Origin of the sequence: Cytobacillus luteolus (assembly GCF_017873715.1) — a bacterium.
Taxonomy (GTDB): domain Bacteria; phylum Bacillota; class Bacilli; order Bacillales; family Bacillaceae_L; genus Bacillus_BV; species Bacillus_BV luteola.
In genome coordinates this window covers 482642-506918 of record NZ_JAGGKM010000003.1, presented here as the reverse complement: position 1 = coordinate 506918, position 24277 = coordinate 482642, and the positions used below count along the sequence as shown (strand labels likewise).

Genomic DNA, 24277 nt, shown 5'->3' with positions numbered 1-24277 from the left:
TGCTTTAACACTTCCATAGTTTGTCTTTATTTAAACGTAACATGTATTTTATTTTTAACTTTTTGAATCAAAATGTCCTTCATCAATGGAATGAAGGACAGCACAATACTATGCTCCTAATCAAAATGTCTAGAAAGGAGCAATCTATTTAATAGTGTCTTGGCAAACTTTAAACCCTTAGCGAACCTCGGAAACCTCTTGCACCATAGTAGGAATCTGCCCCATTATGGTACATAAAGACAGTGTCGTAACGACGATCACAAAAGATGGCACCACCGAGTTTTCTAATGGCTTCTGGTGTTTGCACCCAGCTCGATGTTTTCATATCAAAATGATCAAGTTTCTGAAGCTCCCTGTATTGTTCTTCTGTTAAGAGTTCGATGCCCATTTCAGTTGCCATATCAATAGCACTATTTTCAGGTTTATGTTTCTTCCTTGACTCAAGCGCTTCACGGTCGTAACAAACACTTCTACGACCTTTAGGACTTTCTACTGAACAATCATAAAAAATGTATTCTCCTGACTCGTTATCAAGGCCCACAACATCCGGTTCACCTCCGGTTTCTTCCATTGCATTGAGTGACCATAGCTTTTCAGGATTATTCTCAAGCCTAGCTTGTACTTCAGCCCATTCAAGACCTGTATGCCGGTTCATATTCTTCTCAAAACGGGTCTTCAATGTATTGAGTAGCTGTTCTCTTTGTTCTAGGGATAACCCTTTGAGTTTATTTGTCATATTTCTTTCGCCCTCTATTCCTAATTTTTTCTTATAACTGCCCAAATGCAATTATATTCTCAATCTTGATATAACCAACTTTTAATTTCTTCTTCAAACCCATGTTCTTTCCATAAGATTATTGCATTCTTCTCACCCTTCATAAGGACTAAATGCTGGAAAAGCATGTCACCTATAAAATAGGCTAGTCTGTTGTACCCATATCGCTTGCCTCCATTTATCGAAAACCACTCACGAAACAATGATTGTGGATTCTCAATAGCTAAATCTTTTACGAATTCCTTTTTAATCTTTTCTTTATTTGATTCGCAAAATTCAAGCCATTCATCCCCTTCTTCGTTAAACGAAAAATAAATAGCTTGGTCAAGATTAGGAGCTATCATTCTTGAGAAATGTGTAGCTACCCCCTCTTGAAATAGCCAAGTAAGAGGATTGGTCCATTGAACTTGTTTCCAATCAGTTCTAGCCTCATCTGATAGTATGTTGTGTGTGGCATGACCAAATTCATGTGCAACAATGGTCCTTAAATGGTCGGTTTCAGGAGACAACTTTTCTAATGCAAAAGTTATATTAGGAATGATTTGTCTATGGTTATAGGCATTTGAACCAAAGCCGCCTACGATTAAATTTACCTCTATTGGATATGAAACCTGATATATTCTGCTATATTCATCAGCCACTTCACCGATAATAGGTACAATATTCTCGTGTACCTTTTTTATAGTAGAAAATGCATCAGAGTATTTTGAGATTGATTGATGGTGCCTTTCTTCAGTGTCTTTACAGTGATAAGCAAAGTATTCTTTAAATATTTCTGGATATTCATTGTAATAACTTTTAAGAAAAGTTAATGTAGGCTGGTAGTTATTAATAAAAAAAGGAATAGTATCAATTATTCTCATATGAATGCTCCTTTTTTCTATGTAAGTCTAAAATTAAATGTTTTAAAATCACCAGTATCTGAGGAGAATTTTACTATATTGCCATCCTTTGGTACACCTTCAAAATAAGCACCAATACAACCGGTTGTACACCTATGACCTGATATAAGAATATTTAGTTCTTGCTTTCCATATTGGATTTCAAGCTCCTTCATAAAGCTAAACACTCTTTTAACAAATTCACTTGTTTCTTCAACCCCTTGATAGACAGATGAATCGGGTAATGGGCCAACCTTCTTTACTTCATTAACATATAGTCTATCAGCTTCACCCAAATCAAACACATCTAGTCTATCATCTAAAACAGCACGAACCCCTGTCACAATTTCTGCTGTTTGCACCGCTCTTTCTTGAGGCGAAGAAAATACCAAATCAAACTTGATGTTCTGTAATTTATCTCTTAAAGCCTTTGCTTGATTTATCCCAAAATCGTTTAATGGCAACCCCATTCTCCCTTGCATTTTACGTTCTTTGTTTAAGTCTGTTTGTCCATGTCTAATGACATATATCATGTACATCCCCCTACAAAAAAAGAATTATTGCTTCTTATTAATCTCTATTAATACTTTGCTTAATTTTTTTATCTCTTCTGTCTGGTCTAAGATATTATTATTCACCTTTCTTAAAGCGTCAAATATCGCAAATAGAGCCGAAAATATTAAAATACCAAAAAGTAAAATCATGTTTAACCCCCACTTTGATTTTTTCTTAGAATACTATATCTTTGAATTCCACCTTAATAATTTTATAGTGAAAATGATAATGAAAAGCAAAGCTATAGCTGATAAAAAGCTGTACCATTTAGGTTCTCCTGTTAGTAACCAGTATGTAATTACGACTATAAAGCCACCGATAATGAATTTAATCAGTTCCTTTATTTTCACAAAAGATCCTCTCCTTTTAGAGGGTGATAAATACGTTCACTAACACAATACTTTATCCTCAGCTATCTTTTACGTAACTAATTGTAATAGCCACTACTCCGTACTCCTTTTCTTGCTCATGTGTGTATATTTCATACGTTCCCTCCACCATTTCTTTCATCGTCCAACCTTTACAACCAAAATATTTAAACGGAATATCCTCATACATGGCTTGAAACGTGTCGTATATCTTCAGTTCTGATACTTCCACTTGTAAACTTTCATCTTGTTCTGGAACCTTAATAAATTGAATAGAATCGCCAACTTTAATTTTTCTTCTTTTTTCATCGTTTAATCGTACTTCAACTACTTTCTTACCTTCTTTAATTAATGAGAAATATTCTCCGTACAAACCCATTTGATGTATCATTCATAACACTCCCGTGTGCAGAAACTTCTTCATCTTCGCTAATTGCTTTAGGTGCATTTAATAAAATCTATGTATTGCTCAATAAACCCTCTATACTCATCAGTTAATGTAGCTGGTAAACGATTTAATGGAAAATACTGCATTTTTTCTGACTCATTATAGTCAATGTTCATTTCCCCACTGACATCACTTGAATAATAAACTGCAGTCACAGAATATAATTCATCACCATTTGGTACTTTTAAATAATATTCAGAGCCAGAGTACACATTAACTAATTTTAAGTTTTCAACCACTAATCCTGTTTCCTCAAGGACCTCTCTTTTTGCTACTTCCTCAAAGCTTTCTCCTAAATCCATTAATCCACCTGGTAATCCCCAACATCCATTATGTCTTTTTTGAAGTAATATTTCATTTTGATCATTCAATATAATTACGACAGAACCAGGTAAGATAATTGGTCTTTGTCCTACAAACTGTCTCAGATATTTATAATATTCCACTAATTCTTCTCCTTAAAACTAGATAAAATCTATAAATCAGGTTAAAGGTGATAGTAAAAATGCCTATTCAGTATCAATGTTAACATAATATTCCAATATTTTATTCACTTTTTATAAAAGTAAATAGACGATTAATTTTCTAATCGCCTTGGAAAACACTTGTATCATCCATTTTTATCAGTTAAGTTAATCAAGCCTCAGTTTTTTATATCAGCCAAGTATATTATGCTGCTTCTGAAAATCTTTCTTTAATATCGAATATACAGCCATATCTCTAAGCTTACCCTTAATAAAATATTCATCTTTCAATATACCTTCTAAAGTCATTCCAAGCTTTTGCAAAACTCTCGCTGATTGTACATTTTCTACCATACATGGTGCCTTAATTTTATTCAAATTCATCCTATCGAAACCAAATTCAATCACTTTAGCTGCAGCTTCAGGAATTAACCCTTTCCCCCAATGCTCTTTTGATAAAATAAAGCCTAATTCCGCACGGCGATGTTGAGGATACCAAGCAACAAAATCAATTGTACCAATCACTTTTTGATTTTCTTTTAATTCTATAGCCCAAGGAGCTAGTTTACTATCTTCATATTGTTTTAAAATGTAATTTATGAAACCATAAGAATCTTCAATAGATTTATGTGTTTCCCAAGGTACGAAATTCGATACATCAGGAATAGAAGTATATTCAAACATATCCTTAACATCATCAAGGTTGAATTTCCTTAATAATATTCTTTCTGTTTCTAATGTTGGTAAATCATCAAATACATCTGAAATTTTCAATTGAACAAACCCCTTTCTAATGTTCCCTAAGACTATTCTGTATTATACTTTGCAAGTAAAAGGCGATAACCTTTATATAGTTATCGCACGTTTAACTCAATACATATTTGTCTATCATGAGACTCCCGTTTAGTAATAATAGTGCCAAAAATGCAAGGAGAAATAAAAACGTCCCTCTCTTCTGATTCTTTGACTTAAAATGTAGAATACTATTTAATGCTAAGAAGAATCCAAAAATGGAACAGATTATATATGCGCTATTTAACCCGCTATAGTTATTGAATCCTTGAATAAGAAAATATAGTCCTTCTAGTATTGCTATAAACATTAGTAGCGCTGCAAAGAAAAATAATGGTGGTGCTTGTTTCATAGTGCCCTCCAGTGCATTTAGCTTACTCTCTTTAATTAAAATAATTATTAAGGTTCTTTGTATTATTAATAATTGCTATCTTATCTTTATGTAATCCATATTTGTTGAAAAAATTAACCCTTCCAACTTCCTCGAAATGTCGATTCCACTTAAACATTTTAAAAAATATTTCTAATGTTGGTCTGTAATTTGATTTTTCCAACCGAAGTTTTTGTTTTATAAACCTCTTAATTATTCGATAGGTTCTTATTTGATAGTTTGGATCTAAATAAATGATTAAATCTGCATTTTTAAAACAATTGCTTACCCAATCCTCATTGTGTACACCTTCAATAATCCAATTTTCAGATTGTACAATAGTATTTAGATACTCTTCTCTCTCTTGGTCAGTTCTTCTTATATCTCCATACTTATGCCTTATCCAAACTACATTATCCAGTTCATAATAAGGTATACCTAACCTCTTAGATAATTCTTTTGCTAGAGTTGTTTTACCACTTGCGACTGAGCCAATAATATGTATTCTTTTAGGTATTGTTTTTACCACAAAATCACCTAATTCTATTATAATTTCCGCCACCAGAACATTGAGTTACAAATTATTTTTCTCTTAATTTAAGGTTTTGCTTGTCGTTAAATACCGCCACTACACTAACTGAAACACCAATTAATATAAATTTCAATATTCCTTTTTCAACAAAAGTATCAATTATCCCAATGGCAATAATCAATAAAATGACACTTAACATGATTCTGATTGCTACCTTCATTTATACTCTCCTCTTTATTGTCTCATTGTCACTTAGGCACGCTAGAAGTTGCTCCAAGTCTTCAGGATAAACATGTGAAATAGCTTTCATCTCTGAGGAGGACATCCATTCTGTCTCAACAATTGTCTTATCAGGGTCATCTATGCCGTTACTCTCTCCTAATTTTTTCACTTTAAAATAATATGTCTTAACATCTATACCCTTAATAACGGTCTCTTTAATGAATAACCTTTCTATTATTTCCACTTCATACCCTGTTTCTTCTCTCACTTCCCTTACACAACATTGTTCCGGTGTTTCCCCGTCTTCTATTCCGCCTGAGGGTACTGCCCAAGAATATGTATTTATACCTCTTACCATCAAAATCTCTTTATCCTCATTTATGCATATTGCAGCAGAACCCATCCATTCTCTCAATCTATTACACATCCCTTATTAATAAACAACGATTATTATGCAAATTACTTCAACAATAAAAGTCCCTAGACCTTCTGAATAAGAACTTATTAAAGATTGTGTTCATGGCTTTTGATGAAATCGTAAGGTTTTTTAATAAAATTAATTCTGGTAAGTAACACTATTAAAAAAAAACTGTACACCACTGAAAAAACTATTATTGACGTGACAAGGTCCGGTTCCTTCTGAAATGCAAGGATTGTGGGTACTCCAATAGTAAAAGGGGCATAAACATGAAGGTAGTATACTACCCCAAAATAAATTAAAACAATAATACTACTAATAACAAATTCTTTAAAGCTAGATTTCATTAAAGAGAATTTTCTTTTCTTCTTCATTAATTGAAACAATGTAACCCCTACAATAACGAGAGTAATAATCGAAAATACAATCGACATATAAAGGAGAAGTTGAGCATCGGAATTTAGTTTTGAATATTGCGATTCCAATAATGGCACCGGTTCTTTTCCTTCAATTATCCTAAAAATATTAAATCCAATTTCTAGTGTTATTGGTTGTTTAGAATTTGATAAAAGTACCAATCCAAACGATTTATCTGATGATATAACCATTGTTGAAGTAAAGCCTGGTAAACCACCTTCCATATACACATTATGAGGATAAACGTACCAATTGTAAGCCATTCTTCCTTGAACAGGCTGGAACATTTGGTTCATACTATCCGTGCTGATTATAGAACCATTATGACTGTTTCCATAGTTTAATAGAAGTTAGATGAACTTCGATAAATCATTACCATTTGAAGATAAGCCTGCTGAACCAGAGGTGGCATACACTAACTTTTCATCATAAGGTTTTATCTTTCCCCAATGATAGCGATGTCCCATAGCTGTATTGGATAAATGACTACCATTAAAAATAAAATATCCAGTACGACTCATATTTAATGGATTAAAAATATTTGTTTCCATATATGTCGTAAATTTCTTACCTGTGACTTCTTCAATCACTAGCTGCAACAAGTCAGTGTTCATATTTGTATACTCGTATGTATCACCTGGTGTTCCTACTAGCTTAGCATTTCTTAGTTTCTTTTTGATTTGACTAATAATCTCTTGTCTATCTGTCTCTTCAATTTCATGAACATTAAGCCGACCCGGCAACCCGCTAGTATGGCTTAATAAATGCTTGATCTTGATTTGTTTTGATAATTGTTCATCCTTTGTTGAGAACCAGGGGAGGTAATCTACTACAGGTTTTTCTACACTAATTTTCTTCTCTTCATGTAGTTTCATAATTGCTAAGGATACAAAAACTTTTGACAATGAACCGATATGAAAGTTAGTATCTTCATTTATTACTAGAGTGTCGTCTCTTGAGTCTAACGTTCCATACCCTTTTGAAAATACAATACCATCCGCATTCACTAATGCAAATGACATGCCTGGTATATTATGTCTAATCATATTTTGTTCGATCTCAGATTCTATTTTTATTATTTTTTCATTTTTATTATCTATAGCTGCATGGATTTCATTTTGTATAAGCAAGGAAGAAAGAATTACGACTACAATCATTACTATTATATTGTTGTATGGAATTGCTCTCCCTCCTAAGATATTACATCTATAATTCTAGACATCCTCTTTCACAATGATTATTCAGATTTTTTCATTAATCCCAATCAGGATTATTCAACTTATCTGCTGCATCATCTATTCTTGTTTTACTGTCTATCTTAATACATTCTAATTGATTGTTAGCTAAAAGAGCCTCTATTAACTCTCTACTACCACCTATTAAGGAGAAACGACAATCAAAATCTGTATGAATACACCAACCTCTATCCTCTGTCCACCAATAAGTAGGTGACCCCAATCCGACTAAGTCTCCCATATCAAATAACTCATTAACATCCTCGAGATTTCCATAATATAAATGTCCATTTGTACAAATATCTTGAAACTCATTGACGGTTTTTAATAAATCGTAATGAAAGTAACACTGCTCACCTTTTATAAAGCGAGACAAAACAGAAATGAGTTCTTCAAGGGTTCCCTTGTCTATACTACCTTCATCTGAAAGAATTAAGTATCGTGGATATCCTCCCAATGCATGATATATTGTTGAACTACTAATTTCCTTTGTATATTGAAGTTTGTACCTTTTGGCTAGGTCTTTTAATAGTAACCTTTCACCATATTGAAACTGAACAGGATCATTTGGGTCACATTGACTCCACAGTAGATTCTCGTCTTGAATATTCATATCACGATAAATGGGGTGGATAATTTTACAATAATGTTCATATCTATTGGGAATCAAATTTGAAACATAGCAACCGCTCCAATTATTGAAATCTATGCGCTCTGTTTCCTCTTGTATCCATTTAAATTGGTTGAAATCTATTAGTCGCTTCAAACCCTCACCCCACTCAACTAGTTTGACTATCTTTTATTTTATAAACCAAATCATTACCTATCTTGTATGTCAGTAAAAAGGCCTATTTAATTTAAAAACCTTACCAGTTATTGGGTCAACTGAAAAAAATTGTTCACTTGATAGATGTGCAATCTTATAATAATAGTTTAAATTTCTGTATAAAAATTGATTATTATCCGTTGTTGGAACTGTCTTATAATCTACTTCTAAAAAATTTAAATTATCCTGCCCAACTTCTTTTTCAATTAAGTTTTTACCTTCTTCATAATCAAACGAAGGAAAGATACTCAGATACACAACTAGAAAAGTTAATATAATTGTAGTATTTAATATTAGTAAGCCAATAGTATAGTTTCTTATTTTATAAAACAAAACTTGCATGATGATAATAAAAGGAAAATAAGTACCTAACGAGACAACACCTGCATATAAGACAAAATTAATTGTAATTAGTGAAATTAATACAATTACCGAAATCACAAGGCAAATCCAAGCTACTTTATTGCTGTTCATCCAGCCCCTCCAATCCATACAATTACTTGAAAAAATCCTTCCATATTGAATCATCGAATTTGCCACCTGTGACCTTAAAAAAATGTCAGTTCTTTTGCAAAAGAATCAACCATCTTGACAACTCCCTTTTAGATTAATAGTTACATGTTATATTTCTTGTAATTGTTCTTCACAACAAGATACATTATAGAGCCGTAAAAACTACCTCCAATTACCATAGCTGATAAAACTGTAAAGACGAACAAAGCTGTATTTCCCCATTCTTCAAGAGCAGTAAATACACCTAAAGGGAACCCAAATAGAAGAATTCCATAAACAAATATGAATTTCCATACTCCCTTTTGGAGCATTCTTGCTTGTTTCTCTTTAACTTCTTCTATAGTCTTTCTTCCTTCTCTTAAGATTAAAGGGAAACCTACGATCAGAACAATACATATTACCCAAAAATTAGGAGGTATTATACCTAGCAATAAACCTATAAGTAGAATAATTCCAAATACCCCAAATAGCCATAAAGTCAATTTCATCTCTTTTTGATGCTGTTTAGTTGTTTTCAAGAAAACACCCACTCTTAATTTTATATTTTTTATACCTTTAGATTCAGAGCTTCAATAACCTTTGAAACATGTAAATCCTCTCGAACGTTCGTAATCGAATGCCATTTTACTTCCTTTAATTCTTGCTGGTGCCTGGGTAGCTCGGGATCGTAACCTAATGTGGGTATTGATGCTTTCTCTATCTCTTCAACCAAAAAACACTTTTCAATACCACGTTCATATGTCCCAGTAAATAATTCTTTAACTACCTTCACCTTTAAATTAACTTCTTCCTGTACCTCACGCACAACAGCGTCCTCAAATGTCTCTTCAGCTTCTAACCCCCCACCTGGTAACGTCCAAAAGTCTTTTGAACCGGTTACGACGTGTACCATTAGAATGGAATCACCTTTTATAAGTGCTGCAAACGCTCTAGGTCTATTTTCCATAATTCTCCCCTACATATTCGATTAATATTTTTATAGTTTAATAAAATCATTTATTTATATATATCCTTCTTAATCAGAGGTCCTGTTAAGTAACTAAATTTCAGATTACTTCTTACAAGAAAATGCTAGCACGACTGGGATTCTTAGTCTTCGAGCAAACTCTTCTTCATTACTAAAATGTTCACGCTTAGGCATTCCTTCACGTAAATCATTGACTGTAAAGCCGGCTTTAGTAAGTGCTGTATAGTAATGTTCTATAGTTCGATGGTATTTTACGACTGTTTTATTTATCCAGGGTTCTTTTCTTTCTCCTTCGATAAAATAATCATCAACTACCCAGTTCTCCCTCTTTTCACCTGATTGTTTACTGAGAAACGATGAGGTAGTGAGAGGATGTTGTATACTGAAAATAAATTTACCCTTGTCTTTCAACGTTTTATGTACGTTTTTAAACAGTAAATGAATATCTGAAACATAGTGGATCACAAACCTAGAAGTAACAAAATCAAATTTATTCATTGGATAACTAAATGTTTCCACTGTCTCGTGGAGAATTGTTGCATTTTGATTAATTAGATTAAGTTTTGCGGAAGCTGCCATAAGTTCAGAACCTTCTACACCTATGTAAAGATTTGCACCGTGGTTTAGTAATTCCTTTCCAAACGAAGCATCACCACAACCTAAATCTAATATATCTTTATTTTGAAAATCTCCTATAAGTTCATAAATGATAGGACCTTCAATTGCATTGTTAGGACTATCCTTTCTAGATCTCCTCTTCATATAATTCGAAAGAAAATCCTCCTTTTCATAAACCTCTGGTCCCCTATAATCCATAACTACATAGCCCCTTTCAAAGTCTTCCGCTTCACAATATTTACATTGTAAATTTTACCATAAGTGTTTTATAAAACAGAAGAGCGCAAGAAAGAAAAGTCTTTATTCCCAATAACAAGACAGACAAATTATAAAGAAAACCAATCAGCTAGTATAACGCTAATTGGCGAATAAAATTTAAACAGTTTAATCAATTAATTCTTTACCAAGATCCTGCGTATAAATAATCGCCACACATAGTATCACAAAAACTGACAATACTAATAGTAAGACTTTATTGTCTAAAGTACATTCAACATTAATTTCTTACTGTTTTTACGAATAAATAGCTATCAATTTAAAGGAGATGAAATAATGAAAAATATTGCTAACGTTGTTCATATTGGTGAATTGATAGCAGTATCTAAGGTTTTCCAATTAAACCCTTTTCGAATGGTAACATTAATAGAAGATGGTTTAATGGAAGTATTTCAAGACAAAGAATCCTTTATAGATAAATACGGAAATAAAGACATATATGACGAGTTGGACGATTGGTGTGAGTTAAATAATGGCAAAGTTTTTACTAAGCCAAAATAGTTACTGAACTAAAAAGACCAGTAAGGAAACAACAGCTCCCCCAATAGTTACTATTGCAGAACCGAATAATAATGGATTCATATCAATGCTAAATTTTTCTGTCTTCATATTATCATAACCAAGAGTTCGCCCTAGTGCGATAAAGGCACTGTGATTTGTTTTTTTTTCATATATGTCACCCTTGCTTGAAAAGAAAAAAACAACTGCACACGTTAATGCACCAAACATAAATACAGCATCGTAATATGCTAGGTTAAACATAGGAGATAAGAAATAAAATATAACTAGTTGAATGGCCACAATAACAGTTGTACTTAATAAATATCGCAACATTTTTTCATCACCTTCAATACAATTGATAAAAATAAAATTATGTAAAGAGACACTATTTGATTTAATACGGACAACTCAATAAAAGGTTTCAAAATAATGGAATTACAATGGTTTTTTTCTCCTACTATAAGCCCTGCGCTTTACCCTTTACCTAGTCCATATTCTTTTCCACTAAAATTAATATGGTACTACTCCTTCACGGAACAGTACCACAGCTAGTTGTATAGAAAACAGTCATCTAATTTTTAATTTGCATTAAACTCGTCCATAGGAAGTCTTCTCCAAATAGTTCATCCGATTGGAGCATCTTATTCATTCTTCTAAAATCGATTATATTGAAATCTTCATTAAATATTTCTTTTAGTCTTTCTTCTGTATAACCTATGCCCCCTTTTAGACTTCTTTCATTATAAATATCCCAATCTGATGTAGCTAGAGCACCTTCTGTATTAAAGCAAACAATTCCAAAAAGACCACCATTTTTAAGTGCTTTTTTTAGGATTTCAACGTAAGTTAAACGACGATGAGGGGCTATGTGATGGAACATCCCACAATCATATACAAAATCATACGAATGAGGCTCAAATTCAAAATCAAATAGAGAGGCACATTGAAAATCTATTTCTACTTCAACTTTACTAGCTCTCTCTCTTGCCCACTTAATCGCCTTTTCAGATATATCTAATGCAGTTACGGTACATCCTTTCTGTGCCATATAAATCGCATTTCTCCCAGGTCCAGAACCAATTTCCAATACCTTCTTAGGAGCAAGTCCTTTACTGAAATACTCAACTAAATTCTCATCAGGTCCCTTAACCTTAAAAAATGGAATATCCTTTGATCTATCTTCATAAAAAGTATCCCAGAATTCTTTTGGTTCCCTTAAAAAATCATCCAGCATAACTAATAGATCTTCATAATTTAGTATTTTTTTCTCCATAGTTAATCCCTCCATATAACGCTACTACTATTTTACTAAAACCTTGCATAAAACTTGTTACAGCAACGTTAAAATACGTTTATATTGTAGATTCATAATAGAGGTTAACAGTAGTTTAAATAGTCTTAAAAGATAATATATTAGCTAAAATTTCACCTTAAATCTACACTGCAATACTAAACCATTACTTTCCATAGTAGACGGTTTAATTGTTAATATGACAATGTTTAACCCTATATGTAATTTATAAAACCTATAATTCTGTAATAATTGTAATAAAGGTGTAACATTAAAACCCTTAAGTTAGTACATTTGGCTTCGTTTTTATAAAAAAAAAAGTGCCAATCTCATTTTGAAGAGCAGCACCTTTTTATAAAACAATTATTTTTATCAGACATAAAACAAACTACTTTTTAGTATTAGCATCAACAAGTTTATCGGTTTGCCCATATCTGATTACATTCCTCCAGTCAATATCCCTAACAAAACAGCTGAATCTTTCTCATTTAATTGCGCATATTTACTTTCACCATTTATTACAAGCTCCACCTTATCTTTATTAGGACTGATCCAAAGTTCATATAATATGCCTTTTGCTTCAATTTCTGGATTCTTATATTGAAATGCAAACCGATAATCAGCAGGACGTACCATACTCACTTTTGCATTTTCCCAAACAACATCTTCTACTATCTTCTTAACCTTTTGAACTATAACATTGTCAGTAACCTCTTTAAATTCTCCATATTTATTTTCTTCACCAACACGTTTTTGTACTACTATTTTTTGTTCTTCGTTTGTTATTCCTTTTACACAACCAGCAACTACAAATAAAAACATTGTAAACATAACTATCCCAGTTTTATAAAATTTCATATATATCACCCCTCAATCAATTAGTCGAGTATGTATTTAAAAAGTTCCAATAACCCTTCCTTGATTAACGCTTCAATTCATAAAATTTAAATGATTATAAATAAAATATGTACGAAATGATACCCAGAGTCAGTATGCTAAGAATTGATTTTATCCAAATTAGCTTCTTACTGATGCCAGCCTTCTTTTCTAAAGTATAAATGTAGTTATTAACCAAGGCATAACCTACTACAGAAAGGAAATAACCTTGAATGTCATATATTAAAGTAAAATAGCTAACGAAGCCTAGTCCAATCATAATCATACCAATTGAACCAATAACCATATTTGTATAAAGAGCAGCCCTTTTCTTGACAGTAATTGTAATCCCTCCCCGTCCTTTATCCGTTTTCAGAAGAATTAAAGCCTTCCTTTCTACCTATAGAAGCAAGTTAGTAACCTTCTAACCTAAAAATATAAATTATAAACAAAGCTCATCATCTTCACTCAGACCCCTTGAGCAACGGGATCGTTCTTCAACATCTACAATGTACCAAAAGCCATTTTCTTTTTTCATGGTTATTTTTATATCGCTTCCATCAATGGAATCATCAAAAAAACCAAAACTCAATATATAACCCTTTGCACTACTTTCATCAGAAAATTCGATTCTAGTATTTATCTCCCATACTTCTTGACCCAACCAATAGGTGGCTTCAACATCAGTCATCCACGCCAGCATTAACAAACCTGGCGTTTCCCATGATTGATTAGGGGCTGATAATGACGGATCAAATTCACCATCCCATTTTCTCCAATTTGTACTACCACGCTTCCAACCATTTTCTTCAGCGAAGGAAAAATTCAATACATTTTCCCATATTTGAGCATCAGGATTACTCCATAATTTAGGAGCTTCATTTTTAGGAATTTTGATATATTCCTGTTCCTTTGTTTCTTCTAGTTGCTGATATAGTGCCTTTAACTCACTCTCCTTCTCCTCTAAACGTTCAGACATTTCATCTAAATCCTGTGTTAATTCTACAACTTTTTCGTTGTTAGAACATCCACTTAGAAACAATGCTAGCAAAACTAAAATGAACAATTGTTTTAATAACATACTATAACCCCCAAGAGAGTAATTTTAGTTGTATCAAATAATTTAAAAGGCAAATATCTCGCTAATCTTTATTCCGAAGATACGTACTCGAATTCTTTATTTTTTCCGAAGTGGAAATGTATATCATACTTTCGTTCACTGTCATATAGGAAGTAACCAACTTCTGTAAATTCAGGTTGATGGTTATAATACGCAAAATACATAGGCAATCCAGCTATAGCTATTGGAAATGCAGGTGCTGTTGGATAATCACGAAGTTTATTGAAAACAAGACTTTCATCACTAACTTCAAAATCAACATTAAACTCATTTGCTAATTTATCAAAATCTTTCTCTGTTATTAGGCTCATAATTCTTCTTGCTTTGTGGTCGTAAATTTGTAAATCAACGCTACTTTCTTCTAGTTTCTCCTTTTCTTGTTTCAATTCGTCTTTCGTTAATCGTAGCTCTTCTTTTAATTTATTAATCTCGCCATTTTTCTCTTCAATCTTTGTTTCGTATTCCGAAGCTAAAACTTCCATGTCTAATTCATTATTTGAACATGCGAACAAAAAACTTAATGCTACAGCAATTCCAGTCAATATAAAATACCGTTTCATATTTCATCCCCTTTATGAATTTAATTTGTATTCACTACCTTATGACCTTGTGAAATGAGTATTAATATCCAGCTTCTTTAATTATTCTAATCTTTAGTACCCTATCGCCTAGCCTTAATGTTAACATAATATTCCAAAAATTTGCCCTGTTTTTAGGTAAGAAAATGCAATCAGAGATTAAACTATTATCCTAATATGTGACACTTAATAAAATAAGGGAAATCACAAAAAAAAGCTTGGGATCAGATTAGATACCAAGCGGCTCACTACTTTTATGAAGAAAATACTCTTAAGTGTTAAGAAAAATAGTGGACACAACCTTAACAATCAGTAATGGACTATCATTGGAAAATTTCTTGCAGGATGGAGTCTTCTTTCACTACTTTTAATGCTTTTTCTCGATACCTTTCTTCGTGTATGAAAGTATAACGATCAGGTTTAATAGAAGGACTCATTATAATAGCCTCACAGTATTCCTCTTTTTTTAACCCTAACGTTTTAACATAATCGAAGAAGCCTGTTCGTGTAAAAACTTTCTCCATGCGCATGGATCTATGTTCTTGGACATGTGACATGATGTATGTAGCTATACCGACCTGAATACCATGCATTTGTGGCTTCGATGAAATGATATCAAGGCTGTGAGATATAAGGTGTTCAGAGCCACTTATTGGGGAACTATTCCCGCTAATTACAGTCGATATGCCTCCCATAGTTAGAGAACTAACTAATTCTTTTAAGAGAAGTTCATTTTTAATATCGTCCATTGGTGTCCGAATGAAGCTATTTACCGCTTTTTTACTGAGCATATAAGCAAACGCGTTGACCTTGCTTACTTCATGTCTTTGCTCAAAATCCCAATCATATAATGCGGTTATATTAGACATTAAGTCACCAATACCTGCTAGGATAAAGCGTTCAGGAGCATTACGAATGATATCAAGATCAGCAATGATTCCATAAGGAACTTTTGCTGGCACGGTTGTTTTTTTTCCGTCAACATGTAACGAGCAGTTACTACTGGCAAAGCCATCGTTTGAAGGGGCCGTTGGAATACTAATAAAAGGACTTCTCCTTGAAAACGCAATGTATTTTCCATAGTCAACAACCGTTCCTCCACCAATAGAAATGACGACATCATAGCGGTCCCAGGAAAACCCAAGTGAAACAAGCTCATGAATATCAAGTGAATCTGACATCTCAACACACTTTACCTTTAAGGATGATAAACTGTGTTCAATCTGTTGTTTTAACGTTGTATAGGAATAGTCATCAAATAGAATAACAGCAGATGTAAAAGCGTGTTTTTTTAATATCTGATCAATTCTTGTAAGAATACCAGAACCAATTTCAAGTATACCTGGGATGGGAATGTTTGTGACTTGATTCCCTACCATCAGGAGAGCACCCCTCTAGCTTTTAAGTCTTGTTCAATTTCTTCAAATGATTGAACAGGTACAAAGGAAATGCCTTTTTCTCGCAATAGGTCCTGTAGTGCATCCTTGGCATAGGTCACATCCGCATATTGCGCCGGGTGTGAGTCTGGCTCACTATCCCCCGCAAAATAAAGAGTATCATATTGTTCCTTTAACTCTAAAATAACCTTGGACTTGTCAATCCCGTATCTTTCTGAGTAGTGGGGGTGCTTTTTGTCAATCTTCATATGGATATTTTTTTCATGATAGTATCCCTCGTTTGAGAATACCTTAACATCTTTGATACCATATTGTTGTAAGATCTGATAAATATAGTAGTCCGTACCTGCACTCAAAATATAAAAATCTCCACCCTGATTCTGTACATGATTTATAAACGTCGGTACATACTCATCAATTGGGATGGTAAGGATATCACTTAAAATTTGCTCCTCTTCCTGATCAATTGAGGTAAATACATCACTCAGGAACTCTATATCTAAAATTTCTTCGTTTTTCCACTGCTTATATCGTTCTTCTCCTTCAGAATAATAACGATTCATCACCATTTTATAAAAATCTTCTTTTGAGATCGTACCGTCAAAATCAGAGACAAAAGCCCACTTCTTCATTAAAGAAACCTCCAAGTTATTTCGTCTTGACATTACTATAATTTTACTTCTTTATCTTTAACTTATTTCTATATCATTAACCACCAATTTCATTATTAAAAGCCATACTTCAAGAAGCGAAGAATGGCAGCGTTTGTCTTTATTAAGTTGTAAATCATTATAGAGTACCTAGTGTAATTCCAAATCGAGATTTTACAATAACATATGTGTCCGTTTGGTAACTTTACTTATTTTTTTATTTCTCACCAATTGAGAGCAAACATTAGAACTACAGTAATTAGAAATACCACAATAAAGAATTCGATGTAATACGTTTTTTTCTTTTCTGTTTTATTTTTTCTTTCATAACTCTTCCATCCAATTAACAATCCAACAAACATTCCAATAATCCCAAAACGTAAGATAGATACTATATATTCAAATATAGGTTTATAAGTAGTCACAGTACCATTATGACCAAGCCGTGAAACGTCCTTATAATCAACTAATAAAATAGCAATAGCCAATCCAAGTACTAATCCATAAATACCTGATTTTCTCAGGATAATTTCCATCATATAACCTCCTTGTTGCATGTAATTCATACTTTCAGAGTACAGATAATAAGACTTTAATAGTGATAGAAAATTAAATAGCTATAATTGGCCTTATTATAATGAGGCACTTTTGTATTTATCTTCAAAATACTCCATCAAATGTAAGATATCCATCTTCCAAATATCATTTTGTTTTTTCAGCCCATAAACGATTGTTGCTTGAAAAATCCCCAAACTTACATTCATTTCGACAACAACTTCATTTTCTGTTTTAGTATCTTCTTTCACTTTAATTGAATTGTAGTATCTATAATCAACTGTGGATTCTTGCTCACTTTTACTCAGTCCTTCTTTATAATACTTCTCTCTAAAAGTAGATAAGTCTGGTAATGTACCATCGTCATATGTTAGATAATAAATTGCTTCAACATCACCGAGTACTACTGAATGGTAATAAATCAACAGTATTTTTTCAGGAGAAAAGCCTAATAGGTGTTGTGGATTTTTATCTTTTACAAACTGTTCATATGATTCTATTTCCTCTTTTGTAAAATCTCTTAAATAAGAAAACTCTTTATTTTGGTTATTTATTACTTTTTCCTGTTCCTTGACTATTTCTTTAAGATCAGCAATCTGATTCTCTAATTCTTTCAATTGTTTCTGCTGTTCTTCTATTAACGTATCATTATTATTACAACCAGATAAAAACAAGATAAATACCGTAAGAATAACACTCATTAATTGCTTCATTTTAACGTCTCTGCCCCCAACTATTTTCCCTAATTATACCATATAATTGAAACTTGTTTCGTTTGGCTACTTTTCACAAACTTTTATGAAATAAAATAGACCAAATCAACTATTAAATCGACTTAGTCTATTAATCAAATTCACAAGTATTAAGTTTTCTGCTAGTTTGTAATGCTTTGTGTTGAAATAACTCGTTGGATTGTATGTATTTGTCCTAGATGATGGGCTTCATGGAATAATGCCATTTGGGCTAATTCCCCATATGTTTCAAGGCCTAGGAAAGGTTTTTGAAGGACTTGCTCAAAACTCTCTACCGGGATTTCTTTTAGGCGAACCACTTGTTCTTTGAGTTGTGAGATTAGCTCTTCAATTTGTGGCACTTCTTCCTCAATCCAATTAGACGGTTTCGAACCATTTCCAAATAACTCAACATAATTTTCTGGTAAAAAGGTTGTTTTCTTTGGAAATCCGAACATAAATTGTTCAGTTACCGTTAATACATGGCCGATGTGCCATAGGATATTGTTATTAAACCCTTCCGGCTGCACTTCAAGAATGTCGATAGGAAGTGCTTCAACCTTTTTCAGAAAAAAGTTTCTCGTCATTTCAAACTGCTTTAGAATTGTTTGACCCATGTATATTCCCCCATTTTAATTACTCAAAATCTCTTTATTATATTCGGTAAGTCCTACATAATTCCTTTATTTTGAAGTAGTTTCCTTTATATAAAACTACCCAGTAGTACCTTACATAAAGGTAGCTTACTGGGTAACTTTATTACTCATTTTCCACTAATGATTTCATCAATAATCCCGTATTCTTTTGCCTCAAGTGCAGTCATAAAATAATCACGATCTGTATCCTTTGCAACCTTTTCAACAGATTGACCTGTTTTATCAGCAATTATTTTATTAATGTCTTCTCTTAGTTTAAGAATTCTTCGTGCCGAAATTTCAATCTCTGTCGCCTGACCTCGTGCCCCACCTAGTGGCTGGTGAATCATGATTTCACTATTTGGAAGAGCATAGCGTTTCCCCTTGGTCCCTGCTAATAATAACATTGCACCAAAGGATGCAGCCATCCCAATACAGATGGTTCTAATGTCTGGCTTAATGTATTGCATGGTGTCATAGATGGCAAAACCTGCAGTGGTTGAGCCACCTGGACTATTAATATAAAGGGATATATCTTTATCAGGATCATCTGCAGCCAAAAACAGCAACTGTGCTACTACACTATTTGCAACATGATCATTAATCTCATCACCGATCATGATAATACGATCCTTTAGAAGCCTTGAATATATATCATAAGAACGCTCACCACGATTTGATTGCTCAATTACATAAGGAATTGTCGTCATTTATATAGCCTCCCGCTAGTAATTAGCCATTACTCTATGCAGCGATAGAGTAAAAGCTGTTTGTAGGAGAATGTGCTTTCCGAGTGAATGGTTTTTGACTAACAAGCTTCGGAGAATGACCAACATTAAATAAAGCAGGTATCAATCGGATCTGTGTAATTAGAGTACTTGGATCATTTAGATACAAAGCCTCGTATATCACAGTTGAAAGTAGCTCCTCATCAACCTCTTCCCAATATAAATCAGACGGCTCTTTTTCGTCTTCATCTTTTCTTTTCTCAAGCTGTTTTCTTGCTCGGAAAAGAATAGATTTTACAGCTGTCTCACTTATATCCAGTAGATCTGCAATTTCCTTCGATTGATATTCAAATCCCTCTTTTAGTACATAAATAACGAGCTGCTTTGGAGTGAGACCTTTCATTAAGTAGTCCCTTATCGTGAAAATTGACTCAAACCCAGATTCATTGGCCTTATCTGGTATTTCATCTAAAAGGACATTTTTCTTCTTACGAGTTGTATCAATCCATTGATGATATGCAATCTTTTTTAATAAAGGTTGAGTAATTTCCGACTGATAATGCTCCAAAGCTTTAAGGACCGATTGTTGGGCAAGGTCCTCTCCGTCCCACTTATTTTTAGAAAGGAAGTAACAATATTTCTTAAGATTTGTATAAAGTTCTTCTAAGCTGAATTGTTCCTTACCTGTTTGGTTCGTACCCTCTCTTAACTTGCTAATCATATTCTTCACTCTTTAACACCTCTCTTACCTTACTAACGATTTACCCTATGTGAAAAGATACGGGGCTATCAAATATTTTTATATTTACTTTCATATTATTCCCAAATTTGATTTTTAGCCAATAAAAAGCGAGGAAGACTCCTCGCTTTTATTTCATTTAAACTAATTCTTTATCGAGGAAATCGTAAAAGTCGACCCACTCATCGATTAACTTAGATGTTGGTTTGCCAAGCCCATGCCCCGCTTTCGATTCTAACCGAAGAATAACACTGGTTGATGGGTCAGCCAACTCTTTTAGGGTTGCTGTAAATTTTTTAGCATGAGCAGGAACAACTCGATCGTCACTATCTGCTGTTGCTATTAAAATGGCTGGATATTTTTCTCCTTCTGTAACATTATGAAGTGGAGAATAAGCATACATATATGGGAAATCACTCGGGTTTTCAGCATTTCCGTACTCAGGAATCCAGTATCGACCAATGGTAAATTTATGATAACGTAGCATATCAATAACTGGAACTCGACAGATAACAGCTCCAAAAAGGTCAGGACGTTGGACCATACAAGCTGCTACCAACAGACCACCATTTGAGCCTCCCATAATTGAAAGCTTATTGGTTGACGTGTACTTGTTTTCAATTAACCATTCTCCAGCAGCAATAAAATCATCAAACACATTTTGCTTTTTATCAAGCATACCAGCTTTATGCCAAGCTTCTCCGTATTCTGACCCACCACGAAGATTTGCTACTGCATATACTCCACCCTTCTCTAACCAACGAAGAATCGCAGGATTAAAGGATGGTGACAAGCTAATATTAAACCCTCCATACCCATATAAAATGACTGGGTTTTGGCCATCTAATTTCAAGCCTTTTTTATGGGTTAAAAACATTGGAATATTTGTCCCATCCTTGGATCTATAGAAGATTTGTGAAGTTTCATAATCCGAAACCTCAAATGGTAGATTGGATTGTGCAACCACACTTAATTGATCGATTGTTATATCATACTTAAATACTGTTGTTGGATGTAAAAATGAAGTCAATCCAAAGTACATTTCATTCTCTTCTTTATTAATGGATAGTTCAGTTAAAGAACCGATAAATGGAACGTTTATTTCCTTGTCGAAGGTTCCATTTTCATGAAAAAGTTGAACCACATGATGTGCATCTTTTAAGAAACCAATAATGAATCGCTCATTTACAAATTTAATATGGTCTATTACATTCTCTTGTTCTGGGATAACTTCAGTCCAATTTTCTCTCCCAGGTGAATCTAGGTCAATCACGATTACACGACCCTTTGATGCATCAAGGTCTGTTTTAAAGTAGAACCTTTTACCTTCGTTAAAAATATAGGAGTACTCTGCATCCTGGTCATCAAGTATTCTACTAAATCCCTCTTGAGAATCTAGTTTCTTCACATAGAAACGATTTTCTGCTGCTGTGCCATAGCTTACATGTAAACAAAGGTATTCTTTATCATAGGAAAGAATAGTTGAAAACATTAGCTCTTTATCCTGCGGTTGATCATGAATCAGAAAATCTGCTGATTGTTCGGTACCTAGTTTATGAAAATATACTTTATGATGATTACTTTCATCTTCTTTACTGACTGTTCCTGGTTCTGGAAATCTACTATAAAAGAAACCTTCCCCACTTGGATGCCACGTAATTGAAGTAAATTTCACCCACTTAATAAGGTCAGTTAAATCATTCCCTGTTGCTATATCTCTAACCTGAATTTGCTGCCAATCACTTCCGTTGGCAGATGTTGCATAGGCTACATAGCGACCATCGCTATCAAATGAGTAGTTAGTTACCGCAACGGTACCATCCTCAGAAAGAGCATTTGGGTCAATAACGACTTTTTCACCTTCATTATTTTTCATCATTAAAACAGCCTGGTTTTGTAACCCATCATTCTCTTGATAAAACAATCTTCCTTTAATTTTTTTAGGAACAAAATATTTCGGAAAGTTCCAAAGCTCAGTTAAGCGCTCTTTATCAGTTGTTCTTGAAGAAGATTGACAAAAGTATTCTGTACATTCAACTCCCATCGCTCTTTCCCACTCCGCTGTATCAACCGAATTTGTATCCTCTAACCATCGATACGGATCAGCAACACTCGTGCCATGAAAATTTTCTACTATGTCACTCTTCCTTACAGTAAGCATCGACATTCCTCCAATTAAAAAATATATATACTATTTCGACAAACGAAATAAGTTCTCCTTCTGAAATCATTTTTTTCACTACATTTTAGAAATGTTACAACTTTATGATAATCAGTAGTGGACAATTATTTTCCACCTAGAATTGTGATAAACCTCACATTTTGTTTTTGAAATAAAAAGTATCATGAGTGTAGTAATAATTCTTTATAAAATTTTAAAAGAGAAAGAAGAAACAATTAGGAGGAAATCATCATGGCAAGAATTAGTGAATGGAACCCTGAAGATAGTCACTTTTGGGAAACCAAAGGAAAAAAACGTGCAAGAAAAAACTTGGGACTTTCTGTATTCGCTTTAATTTTAGCATTTTGCGTATGGCAACTTTGGTCAGTAACCGCAGTAAGATTAAATGATGCAGGGTTTAATTTTACCCAAGAACAGCTATTTACACTTGCGGCATTACCAGGATTAACAGGGGCTACTCTTCGATTACTTTATACATTTTTACCAAGCTTAATTGGAGGTAAAAAAACAACACTCTTAACAACAGGAGTATTATTAATCCCTTCAATTGGAATTGGATTTGCTGTTCAAGACACAAGCACTAGTTTTATGACAATGGCAATCTTAGCAGCACTATGTGGTTTAGGTGGAGGTAATTTAGCTTCATCAACAGCAACATTAAACCCATTTTTCCCTAAACAGTCAAAAGGAACAGCAAATGGAATTAACGTTGGTCTTGGTAACTTAGGAGTAAGCGTTGTTCAATTATTAACTCCAATTGTAATTGGATTAGGCTTTATTGGAGCTTTAACAGGCGGTGCACAGGTGATGCCTGACGGAACAGAGGTTTATATCCAAAACGCTGCATTTATCTGGGTTATTCCAATCGTTGTATCATTTATCTTAACACTATTCTTCTTTGATGAAATTCCAGTAGCTAAACCAAGTATTAGTAGTCAATTGTCTGTAATAAAGATGAAGCATTTTTGGGTTATGACTTGGTTATATATCATGTGTTTTGGTTCATTTATTGGCTTCGCAGCAGCATTTCCGTTGTTAATTCGTTCAGAATTCCCAGAAATCAATGTAATGAGTTATGCATTCTTAGGAGCGTTTGTTGGAGCATCTATACGTCCTTTCGGAGGTTGGATTTCTGATAAAGTGAATAGCGGAGCAAAGGTAACTTTTTGCACGATTATTTTAATGATGCTAGCAACATCAAGTGTTGTTTATTTCTTAAATACAGCTAATTTTGTAGGTTTCTTATTCTCCTTCTTAGCATTGTTTGCTGGTGCAGGGATTGCTAATGGTTCAACATTCAGAATGGTACCATTTATTTTTGAAGAGAAATTTGCCGCTCCTGTATTAGGACTAATCGCAGCTTTTGCAGCGTATGGCGCTTTCTTCATTCCAAAAATTTTCGGTTGGTCAATTGCAACAACAGGCACTGCAAACTTAGCACTATATTTATTCTTAGGATACTATGCAATCAGTTTGATAATCTGTTGGTATTTCTACACAAGAAAAAATGGAGATGTAAAGTGCTAATAAGTACTGAATCACCCCTACTCCCAATTTGGTAGTAGGGTATTTCTTTATCATCTTAAAAAGTCAGAAAATTCCTACCCAATTTCCTCT

33 protein-coding genes are annotated in these 24277 nt (G+C 33.4%); 2 read left to right on the top strand and 31 right to left on the bottom strand.

Annotated elements, in window-relative coordinates; genetic code table 11:
• Positions 1 to 169: 169 nt before the first annotated feature.
• The 18 genes from J2Z26_RS11170 to J2Z26_RS11085 all read right to left on the bottom strand — a co-directional run bounded on the left by J2Z26_RS11170 (position 170) and on the right by J2Z26_RS11085 (position 10599).
• Positions 170 to 736, bottom strand: a complete 567-nt coding sequence (locus tag J2Z26_RS11170; protein WP_193539016.1) for a DUF4256 domain-containing protein — start codon at positions 734 to 736, stop codon at positions 170 to 172.
• 59 nt (positions 737 to 795) lie between these two features.
• Positions 796 to 1638, bottom strand: a complete 843-nt coding sequence (locus J2Z26_RS11165; RefSeq protein WP_193539018.1) for a hypothetical protein — start codon at positions 1636 to 1638, stop codon at positions 796 to 798.
• Between the two features lie 17 nt (positions 1639 to 1655).
• A complete protein-coding gene (locus J2Z26_RS11160) occupies positions 1656 to 2189 on the bottom strand; it encodes a histidine phosphatase family protein (RefSeq protein WP_193539020.1) in 534 nt (177 codons plus the stop codon).
• Between the two features lie 204 nt (positions 2190 to 2393).
• On the bottom strand, positions 2394 to 2561 hold the full coding sequence (locus tag J2Z26_RS11155; protein ID WP_193539021.1) for a hypothetical protein: 168 nt from the start codon (positions 2559 to 2561) through the stop codon (positions 2394 to 2396).
• A gap of 58 nt (positions 2562 to 2619) precedes the next feature.
• On the bottom strand, positions 2620 to 2970 hold the full coding sequence (locus J2Z26_RS11150) for an ASCH domain-containing protein (protein WP_193539023.1): 351 nt from the start codon (positions 2968 to 2970) through the stop codon (positions 2620 to 2622).
• 47 nt (positions 2971 to 3017) lie between these two features.
• Complete coding sequence (locus J2Z26_RS11145) at positions 3018 to 3473, bottom strand: NUDIX hydrolase (protein ID WP_193539026.1); 456 nt, start codon at positions 3471 to 3473, stop codon at positions 3018 to 3020.
• Between the two features lie 210 nt (positions 3474 to 3683).
• Complete coding sequence (locus J2Z26_RS11140) at positions 3684 to 4265, bottom strand: GNAT family N-acetyltransferase (RefSeq protein WP_193539028.1); 582 nt, start codon at positions 4263 to 4265, stop codon at positions 3684 to 3686.
• A 91-nt stretch (positions 4266 to 4356) separates the two neighbouring features.
• A complete protein-coding gene (locus tag J2Z26_RS11135) occupies positions 4357 to 4635 on the bottom strand; it encodes a hypothetical protein (RefSeq protein ID WP_193539030.1) in 279 nt (92 codons plus the stop codon).
• Positions 4636 to 4666: 31 nt separating this feature from the next.
• Positions 4667 to 5182, bottom strand: coding sequence for an AAA family ATPase (locus tag J2Z26_RS11130; RefSeq protein ID WP_193539727.1), 516 nt, complete (start codon positions 5180 to 5182; stop codon positions 4667 to 4669).
• Between the two features lie 52 nt (positions 5183 to 5234).
• The gene (locus J2Z26_RS11125) at positions 5235 to 5405 is read right to left on the bottom strand and encodes a hypothetical protein (protein WP_193539032.1); all 171 of its coding nucleotides are present in this window, start codon (positions 5403 to 5405) and stop codon (positions 5235 to 5237) included.
• Positions 5406 to 5822: an NUDIX domain-containing protein gene (locus J2Z26_RS11120; RefSeq protein WP_227413830.1), complete on the bottom strand. Its 417-nt coding sequence runs from the start codon at positions 5820 to 5822 to the stop codon at positions 5406 to 5408.
• An 89-nt stretch (positions 5823 to 5911) separates the two neighbouring features.
• Complete coding sequence (locus J2Z26_RS11115) at positions 5912 to 6538, bottom strand: hypothetical protein (protein ID WP_193539035.1); 627 nt, start codon at positions 6536 to 6538, stop codon at positions 5912 to 5914.
• Positions 6539 to 6592: 54 nt separating this feature from the next.
• Positions 6593 to 7399 (bottom strand): serine hydrolase domain-containing protein, encoded by an 807-nt coding sequence (locus tag J2Z26_RS11110; RefSeq protein WP_193539037.1) that lies wholly within the window; start codon positions 7397 to 7399, stop codon positions 6593 to 6595.
• Between the two features lie 97 nt (positions 7400 to 7496).
• Positions 7497 to 8243: a hypothetical protein gene (locus tag J2Z26_RS11105; protein ID WP_193539039.1), complete on the bottom strand. Its 747-nt coding sequence runs from the start codon at positions 8241 to 8243 to the stop codon at positions 7497 to 7499.
• Positions 8244 to 8312: 69 nt separating this feature from the next.
• Positions 8313 to 8831 carry a hypothetical protein gene (locus tag J2Z26_RS11100; RefSeq protein WP_209794346.1) on the bottom strand — a complete coding sequence of 173 codons (519 nt, stop codon included), beginning with the start codon at positions 8829 to 8831 and terminating at the stop codon, positions 8313 to 8315.
• An 86-nt stretch (positions 8832 to 8917) separates the two neighbouring features.
• Complete coding sequence (locus J2Z26_RS11095) at positions 8918 to 9334, bottom strand: hypothetical protein (RefSeq protein WP_193539043.1); 417 nt, start codon at positions 9332 to 9334, stop codon at positions 8918 to 8920.
• A gap of 29 nt (positions 9335 to 9363) precedes the next feature.
• Positions 9364 to 9762 carry an NUDIX domain-containing protein gene (locus tag J2Z26_RS11090; RefSeq protein WP_193539045.1) on the bottom strand — a complete coding sequence of 133 codons (399 nt, stop codon included), beginning with the start codon at positions 9760 to 9762 and terminating at the stop codon, positions 9364 to 9366.
• A 105-nt stretch (positions 9763 to 9867) separates the two neighbouring features.
• Positions 9868 to 10599 carry a class I SAM-dependent methyltransferase gene (locus tag J2Z26_RS11085; RefSeq protein WP_193539047.1) on the bottom strand — a complete coding sequence of 244 codons (732 nt, stop codon included), beginning with the start codon at positions 10597 to 10599 and terminating at the stop codon, positions 9868 to 9870.
• Positions 10600 to 10953: 354 nt separating this feature from the next.
• Here J2Z26_RS11085 and J2Z26_RS11080 point away from each other — a divergent pair, with 354 nt between their 5' ends.
• A complete protein-coding gene (locus J2Z26_RS11080; protein ID WP_193539048.1) occupies positions 10954 to 11178 on the top strand; it encodes a hypothetical protein in 225 nt (74 codons plus the stop codon).
• Here the strand turns inward: J2Z26_RS11080 and J2Z26_RS11075 are convergent, their stop codons facing one another.
• The 13 genes from J2Z26_RS11075 to J2Z26_RS11015 all read right to left on the bottom strand — a co-directional run bounded on the left by J2Z26_RS11075 (position 11179) and on the right by J2Z26_RS11015 (position 22639).
• Complete coding sequence (locus J2Z26_RS11075) at positions 11179 to 11511, bottom strand: hypothetical protein (RefSeq protein WP_193539050.1); 333 nt, start codon at positions 11509 to 11511, stop codon at positions 11179 to 11181.
• 238 nt (positions 11512 to 11749) lie between these two features.
• Positions 11750 to 12451 (bottom strand): class I SAM-dependent methyltransferase, encoded by a 702-nt coding sequence (locus J2Z26_RS11070; RefSeq protein WP_193539052.1) that lies wholly within the window; start codon positions 12449 to 12451, stop codon positions 11750 to 11752.
• A 456-nt stretch (positions 12452 to 12907) separates the two neighbouring features.
• Complete coding sequence (locus tag J2Z26_RS11065) at positions 12908 to 13327, bottom strand: YhfM domain-containing protein (protein ID WP_193539054.1); 420 nt, start codon at positions 13325 to 13327, stop codon at positions 12908 to 12910.
• A 460-nt stretch (positions 13328 to 13787) separates the two neighbouring features.
• Positions 13788 to 14426 (bottom strand): hypothetical protein, encoded by a 639-nt coding sequence (locus J2Z26_RS11060; protein WP_193539056.1) that lies wholly within the window; start codon positions 14424 to 14426, stop codon positions 13788 to 13790.
• Between the two features lie 68 nt (positions 14427 to 14494).
• Positions 14495 to 15025 carry a hypothetical protein gene (locus J2Z26_RS11055; RefSeq protein WP_193539058.1) on the bottom strand — a complete coding sequence of 177 codons (531 nt, stop codon included), beginning with the start codon at positions 15023 to 15025 and terminating at the stop codon, positions 14495 to 14497.
• A gap of 341 nt (positions 15026 to 15366) precedes the next feature.
• Positions 15367 to 16422: an iron-containing alcohol dehydrogenase family protein gene (locus tag J2Z26_RS11050; protein WP_193539060.1), complete on the bottom strand. Its 1056-nt coding sequence runs from the start codon at positions 16420 to 16422 to the stop codon at positions 15367 to 15369.
• Positions 16422 to 17072 carry an MtnX-like HAD-IB family phosphatase gene (locus J2Z26_RS11045; protein ID WP_193539062.1) on the bottom strand — a complete coding sequence of 217 codons (651 nt, stop codon included), beginning with the start codon at positions 17070 to 17072 and terminating at the stop codon, positions 16422 to 16424. The genes J2Z26_RS11050 and J2Z26_RS11045 overlap by 1 nt, the downstream gene beginning before the upstream one ends.
• A 242-nt stretch (positions 17073 to 17314) precedes the next feature.
• A complete protein-coding gene (locus tag J2Z26_RS11040) occupies positions 17315 to 17626 on the bottom strand; it encodes a hypothetical protein (protein WP_193539063.1) in 312 nt (103 codons plus the stop codon).
• 96 nt (positions 17627 to 17722) lie between these two features.
• A complete protein-coding gene (locus J2Z26_RS11035; RefSeq protein WP_193539065.1) occupies positions 17723 to 18346 on the bottom strand; it encodes a hypothetical protein in 624 nt (207 codons plus the stop codon).
• Positions 18347 to 18519: 173 nt separating this feature from the next.
• Positions 18520 to 18993, bottom strand: coding sequence for a DinB family protein (locus J2Z26_RS11030; protein WP_193539067.1), 474 nt, complete (start codon positions 18991 to 18993; stop codon positions 18520 to 18522).
• Positions 18994 to 19139: 146 nt separating this feature from the next.
• A complete protein-coding gene (gene clpP, locus J2Z26_RS11025; RefSeq protein ID WP_193539069.1) occupies positions 19140 to 19721 on the bottom strand; it encodes an ATP-dependent Clp endopeptidase proteolytic subunit ClpP in 582 nt (193 codons plus the stop codon).
• Positions 19722 to 19755: 34 nt separating this feature from the next.
• On the bottom strand, positions 19756 to 20460 hold the full coding sequence (locus tag J2Z26_RS11020) for a sigma factor-like helix-turn-helix DNA-binding protein (protein ID WP_193539071.1): 705 nt from the start codon (positions 20458 to 20460) through the stop codon (positions 19756 to 19758).
• Positions 20461 to 20617: 157 nt separating this feature from the next.
• Entirely contained in the window at positions 20618 to 22639 is a 2022-nt protein-coding gene (locus J2Z26_RS11015) for a prolyl oligopeptidase family serine peptidase (protein WP_193539073.1), read from the bottom strand.
• Positions 22640 to 22891: 252 nt separating this feature from the next.
• Here J2Z26_RS11015 and J2Z26_RS11010 point away from each other — a divergent pair, with 252 nt between their 5' ends.
• On the top strand, positions 22892 to 24187 hold the full coding sequence (locus J2Z26_RS11010) for an MFS transporter (protein ID WP_193539075.1): 1296 nt from the start codon (positions 22892 to 22894) through the stop codon (positions 24185 to 24187).
• Positions 24188 to 24277 lie beyond the last annotated feature (90 nt).

Bases quoted from the DNA above. Each gene is read 5' to 3' on its own strand.
- J2Z26_RS11150 (WP_193539023.1), bottom strand. From the start codon at position 2,970: ATGATACATCAAATGGGTTTGTACGGAGAATATTTCTCATTAATTAAA.
- J2Z26_RS11065 (WP_193539054.1), bottom strand. From the start codon at position 13,327: ATGAAATTTTATAAAACTGGGATAGTTATGTTTACAATGTTTTTATTT.
- J2Z26_RS11020 (WP_193539071.1), bottom strand. From the start codon at position 20,460: ATGATTAGCAAGTTAAGAGAGGGTACGAACCAAACAGGTAAGGAACAA.
- clpP (WP_193539069.1), bottom strand. From the start codon at position 19,721: ATGACGACAATTCCTTATGTAATTGAGCAATCAAATCGTGGTGAGCGT.
- J2Z26_RS11050 (WP_193539060.1), bottom strand. From the start codon at position 16,422: ATGGTAGGGAATCAAGTCACAAACATTCCCATCCCAGGTATACTTGAA.
- J2Z26_RS11125 (WP_193539032.1), bottom strand. From the start codon at position 5,405: ATGAAGGTAGCAATCAGAATCATGTTAAGTGTCATTTTATTGATTATT.
- J2Z26_RS11080 (WP_193539048.1), top strand. From the start codon at position 10,954: ATGAAAAATATTGCTAACGTTGTTCATATTGGTGAATTGATAGCAGTA.
- J2Z26_RS11160 (WP_193539020.1), bottom strand. From the start codon at position 2,189: ATGATATATGTCATTAGACATGGACAAACAGACTTAAACAAAGAACGT.
- J2Z26_RS11010 (WP_193539075.1), top strand. From the start codon at position 22,892: ATGGCAAGAATTAGTGAATGGAACCCTGAAGATAGTCACTTTTGGGAA.
- J2Z26_RS11040 (WP_193539063.1), bottom strand. From the start codon at position 17,626: ATGGAAATTATCCTGAGAAAATCAGGTATTTATGGATTAGTACTTGGA.
- J2Z26_RS11070 (WP_193539052.1), bottom strand. From the start codon at position 12,451: ATGGAGAAAAAAATACTAAATTATGAAGATCTATTAGTTATGCTGGAT.
- J2Z26_RS11055 (WP_193539058.1), bottom strand. From the start codon at position 15,025: ATGAAACGGTATTTTATATTGACTGGAATTGCTGTAGCATTAAGTTTT.
- J2Z26_RS11110 (WP_193539037.1), bottom strand. From the start codon at position 7,399: ATGATTGTAGTCGTAATTCTTTCTTCCTTGCTTATACAAAATGAAATC.
- J2Z26_RS11115 (WP_193539035.1), bottom strand. From the start codon at position 6,538: ATGAACCAAATGTTCCAGCCTGTTCAAGGAAGAATGGCTTACAATTGG.
- J2Z26_RS11035 (WP_193539065.1), bottom strand. From the start codon at position 18,346: ATGAGTGTTATTCTTACGGTATTTATCTTGTTTTTATCTGGTTGTAAT.
- J2Z26_RS11090 (WP_193539045.1), bottom strand. From the start codon at position 9,762: ATGGAAAATAGACCTAGAGCGTTTGCAGCACTTATAAAAGGTGATTCC.
- J2Z26_RS11045 (WP_193539062.1), bottom strand. From the start codon at position 17,072: ATGAAGAAGTGGGCTTTTGTCTCTGATTTTGACGGTACGATCTCAAAA.
- J2Z26_RS11085 (WP_193539047.1), bottom strand. From the start codon at position 10,599: ATGGATTATAGGGGACCAGAGGTTTATGAAAAGGAGGATTTTCTTTCG.
- J2Z26_RS11135 (WP_193539030.1), bottom strand. From the start codon at position 4,635: ATGAAACAAGCACCACCATTATTTTTCTTTGCAGCGCTACTAATGTTT.
- J2Z26_RS11075 (WP_193539050.1), bottom strand. From the start codon at position 11,511: ATGTTGCGATATTTATTAAGTACAACTGTTATTGTGGCCATTCAACTA.
- J2Z26_RS11100 (WP_209794346.1), bottom strand. From the start codon at position 8,831: ATGATTCAATATGGAAGGATTTTTTCAAGTAATTGTATGGATTGGAGG.
- J2Z26_RS11165 (WP_193539018.1), bottom strand. From the start codon at position 1,638: ATGAGAATAATTGATACTATTCCTTTTTTTATTAATAACTACCAGCCT.
- J2Z26_RS11030 (WP_193539067.1), bottom strand. From the start codon at position 18,993: ATGGGTCAAACAATTCTAAAGCAGTTTGAAATGACGAGAAACTTTTTT.
- J2Z26_RS11015 (WP_193539073.1), bottom strand. From the start codon at position 22,639: ATGCTTACTGTAAGGAAGAGTGACATAGTAGAAAATTTTCATGGCACG.
- J2Z26_RS11060 (WP_193539056.1), bottom strand. From the start codon at position 14,426: ATGTTATTAAAACAATTGTTCATTTTAGTTTTGCTAGCATTGTTTCTA.
- J2Z26_RS11170 (WP_193539016.1), bottom strand. From the start codon at position 736: ATGACAAATAAACTCAAAGGGTTATCCCTAGAACAAAGAGAACAGCTA.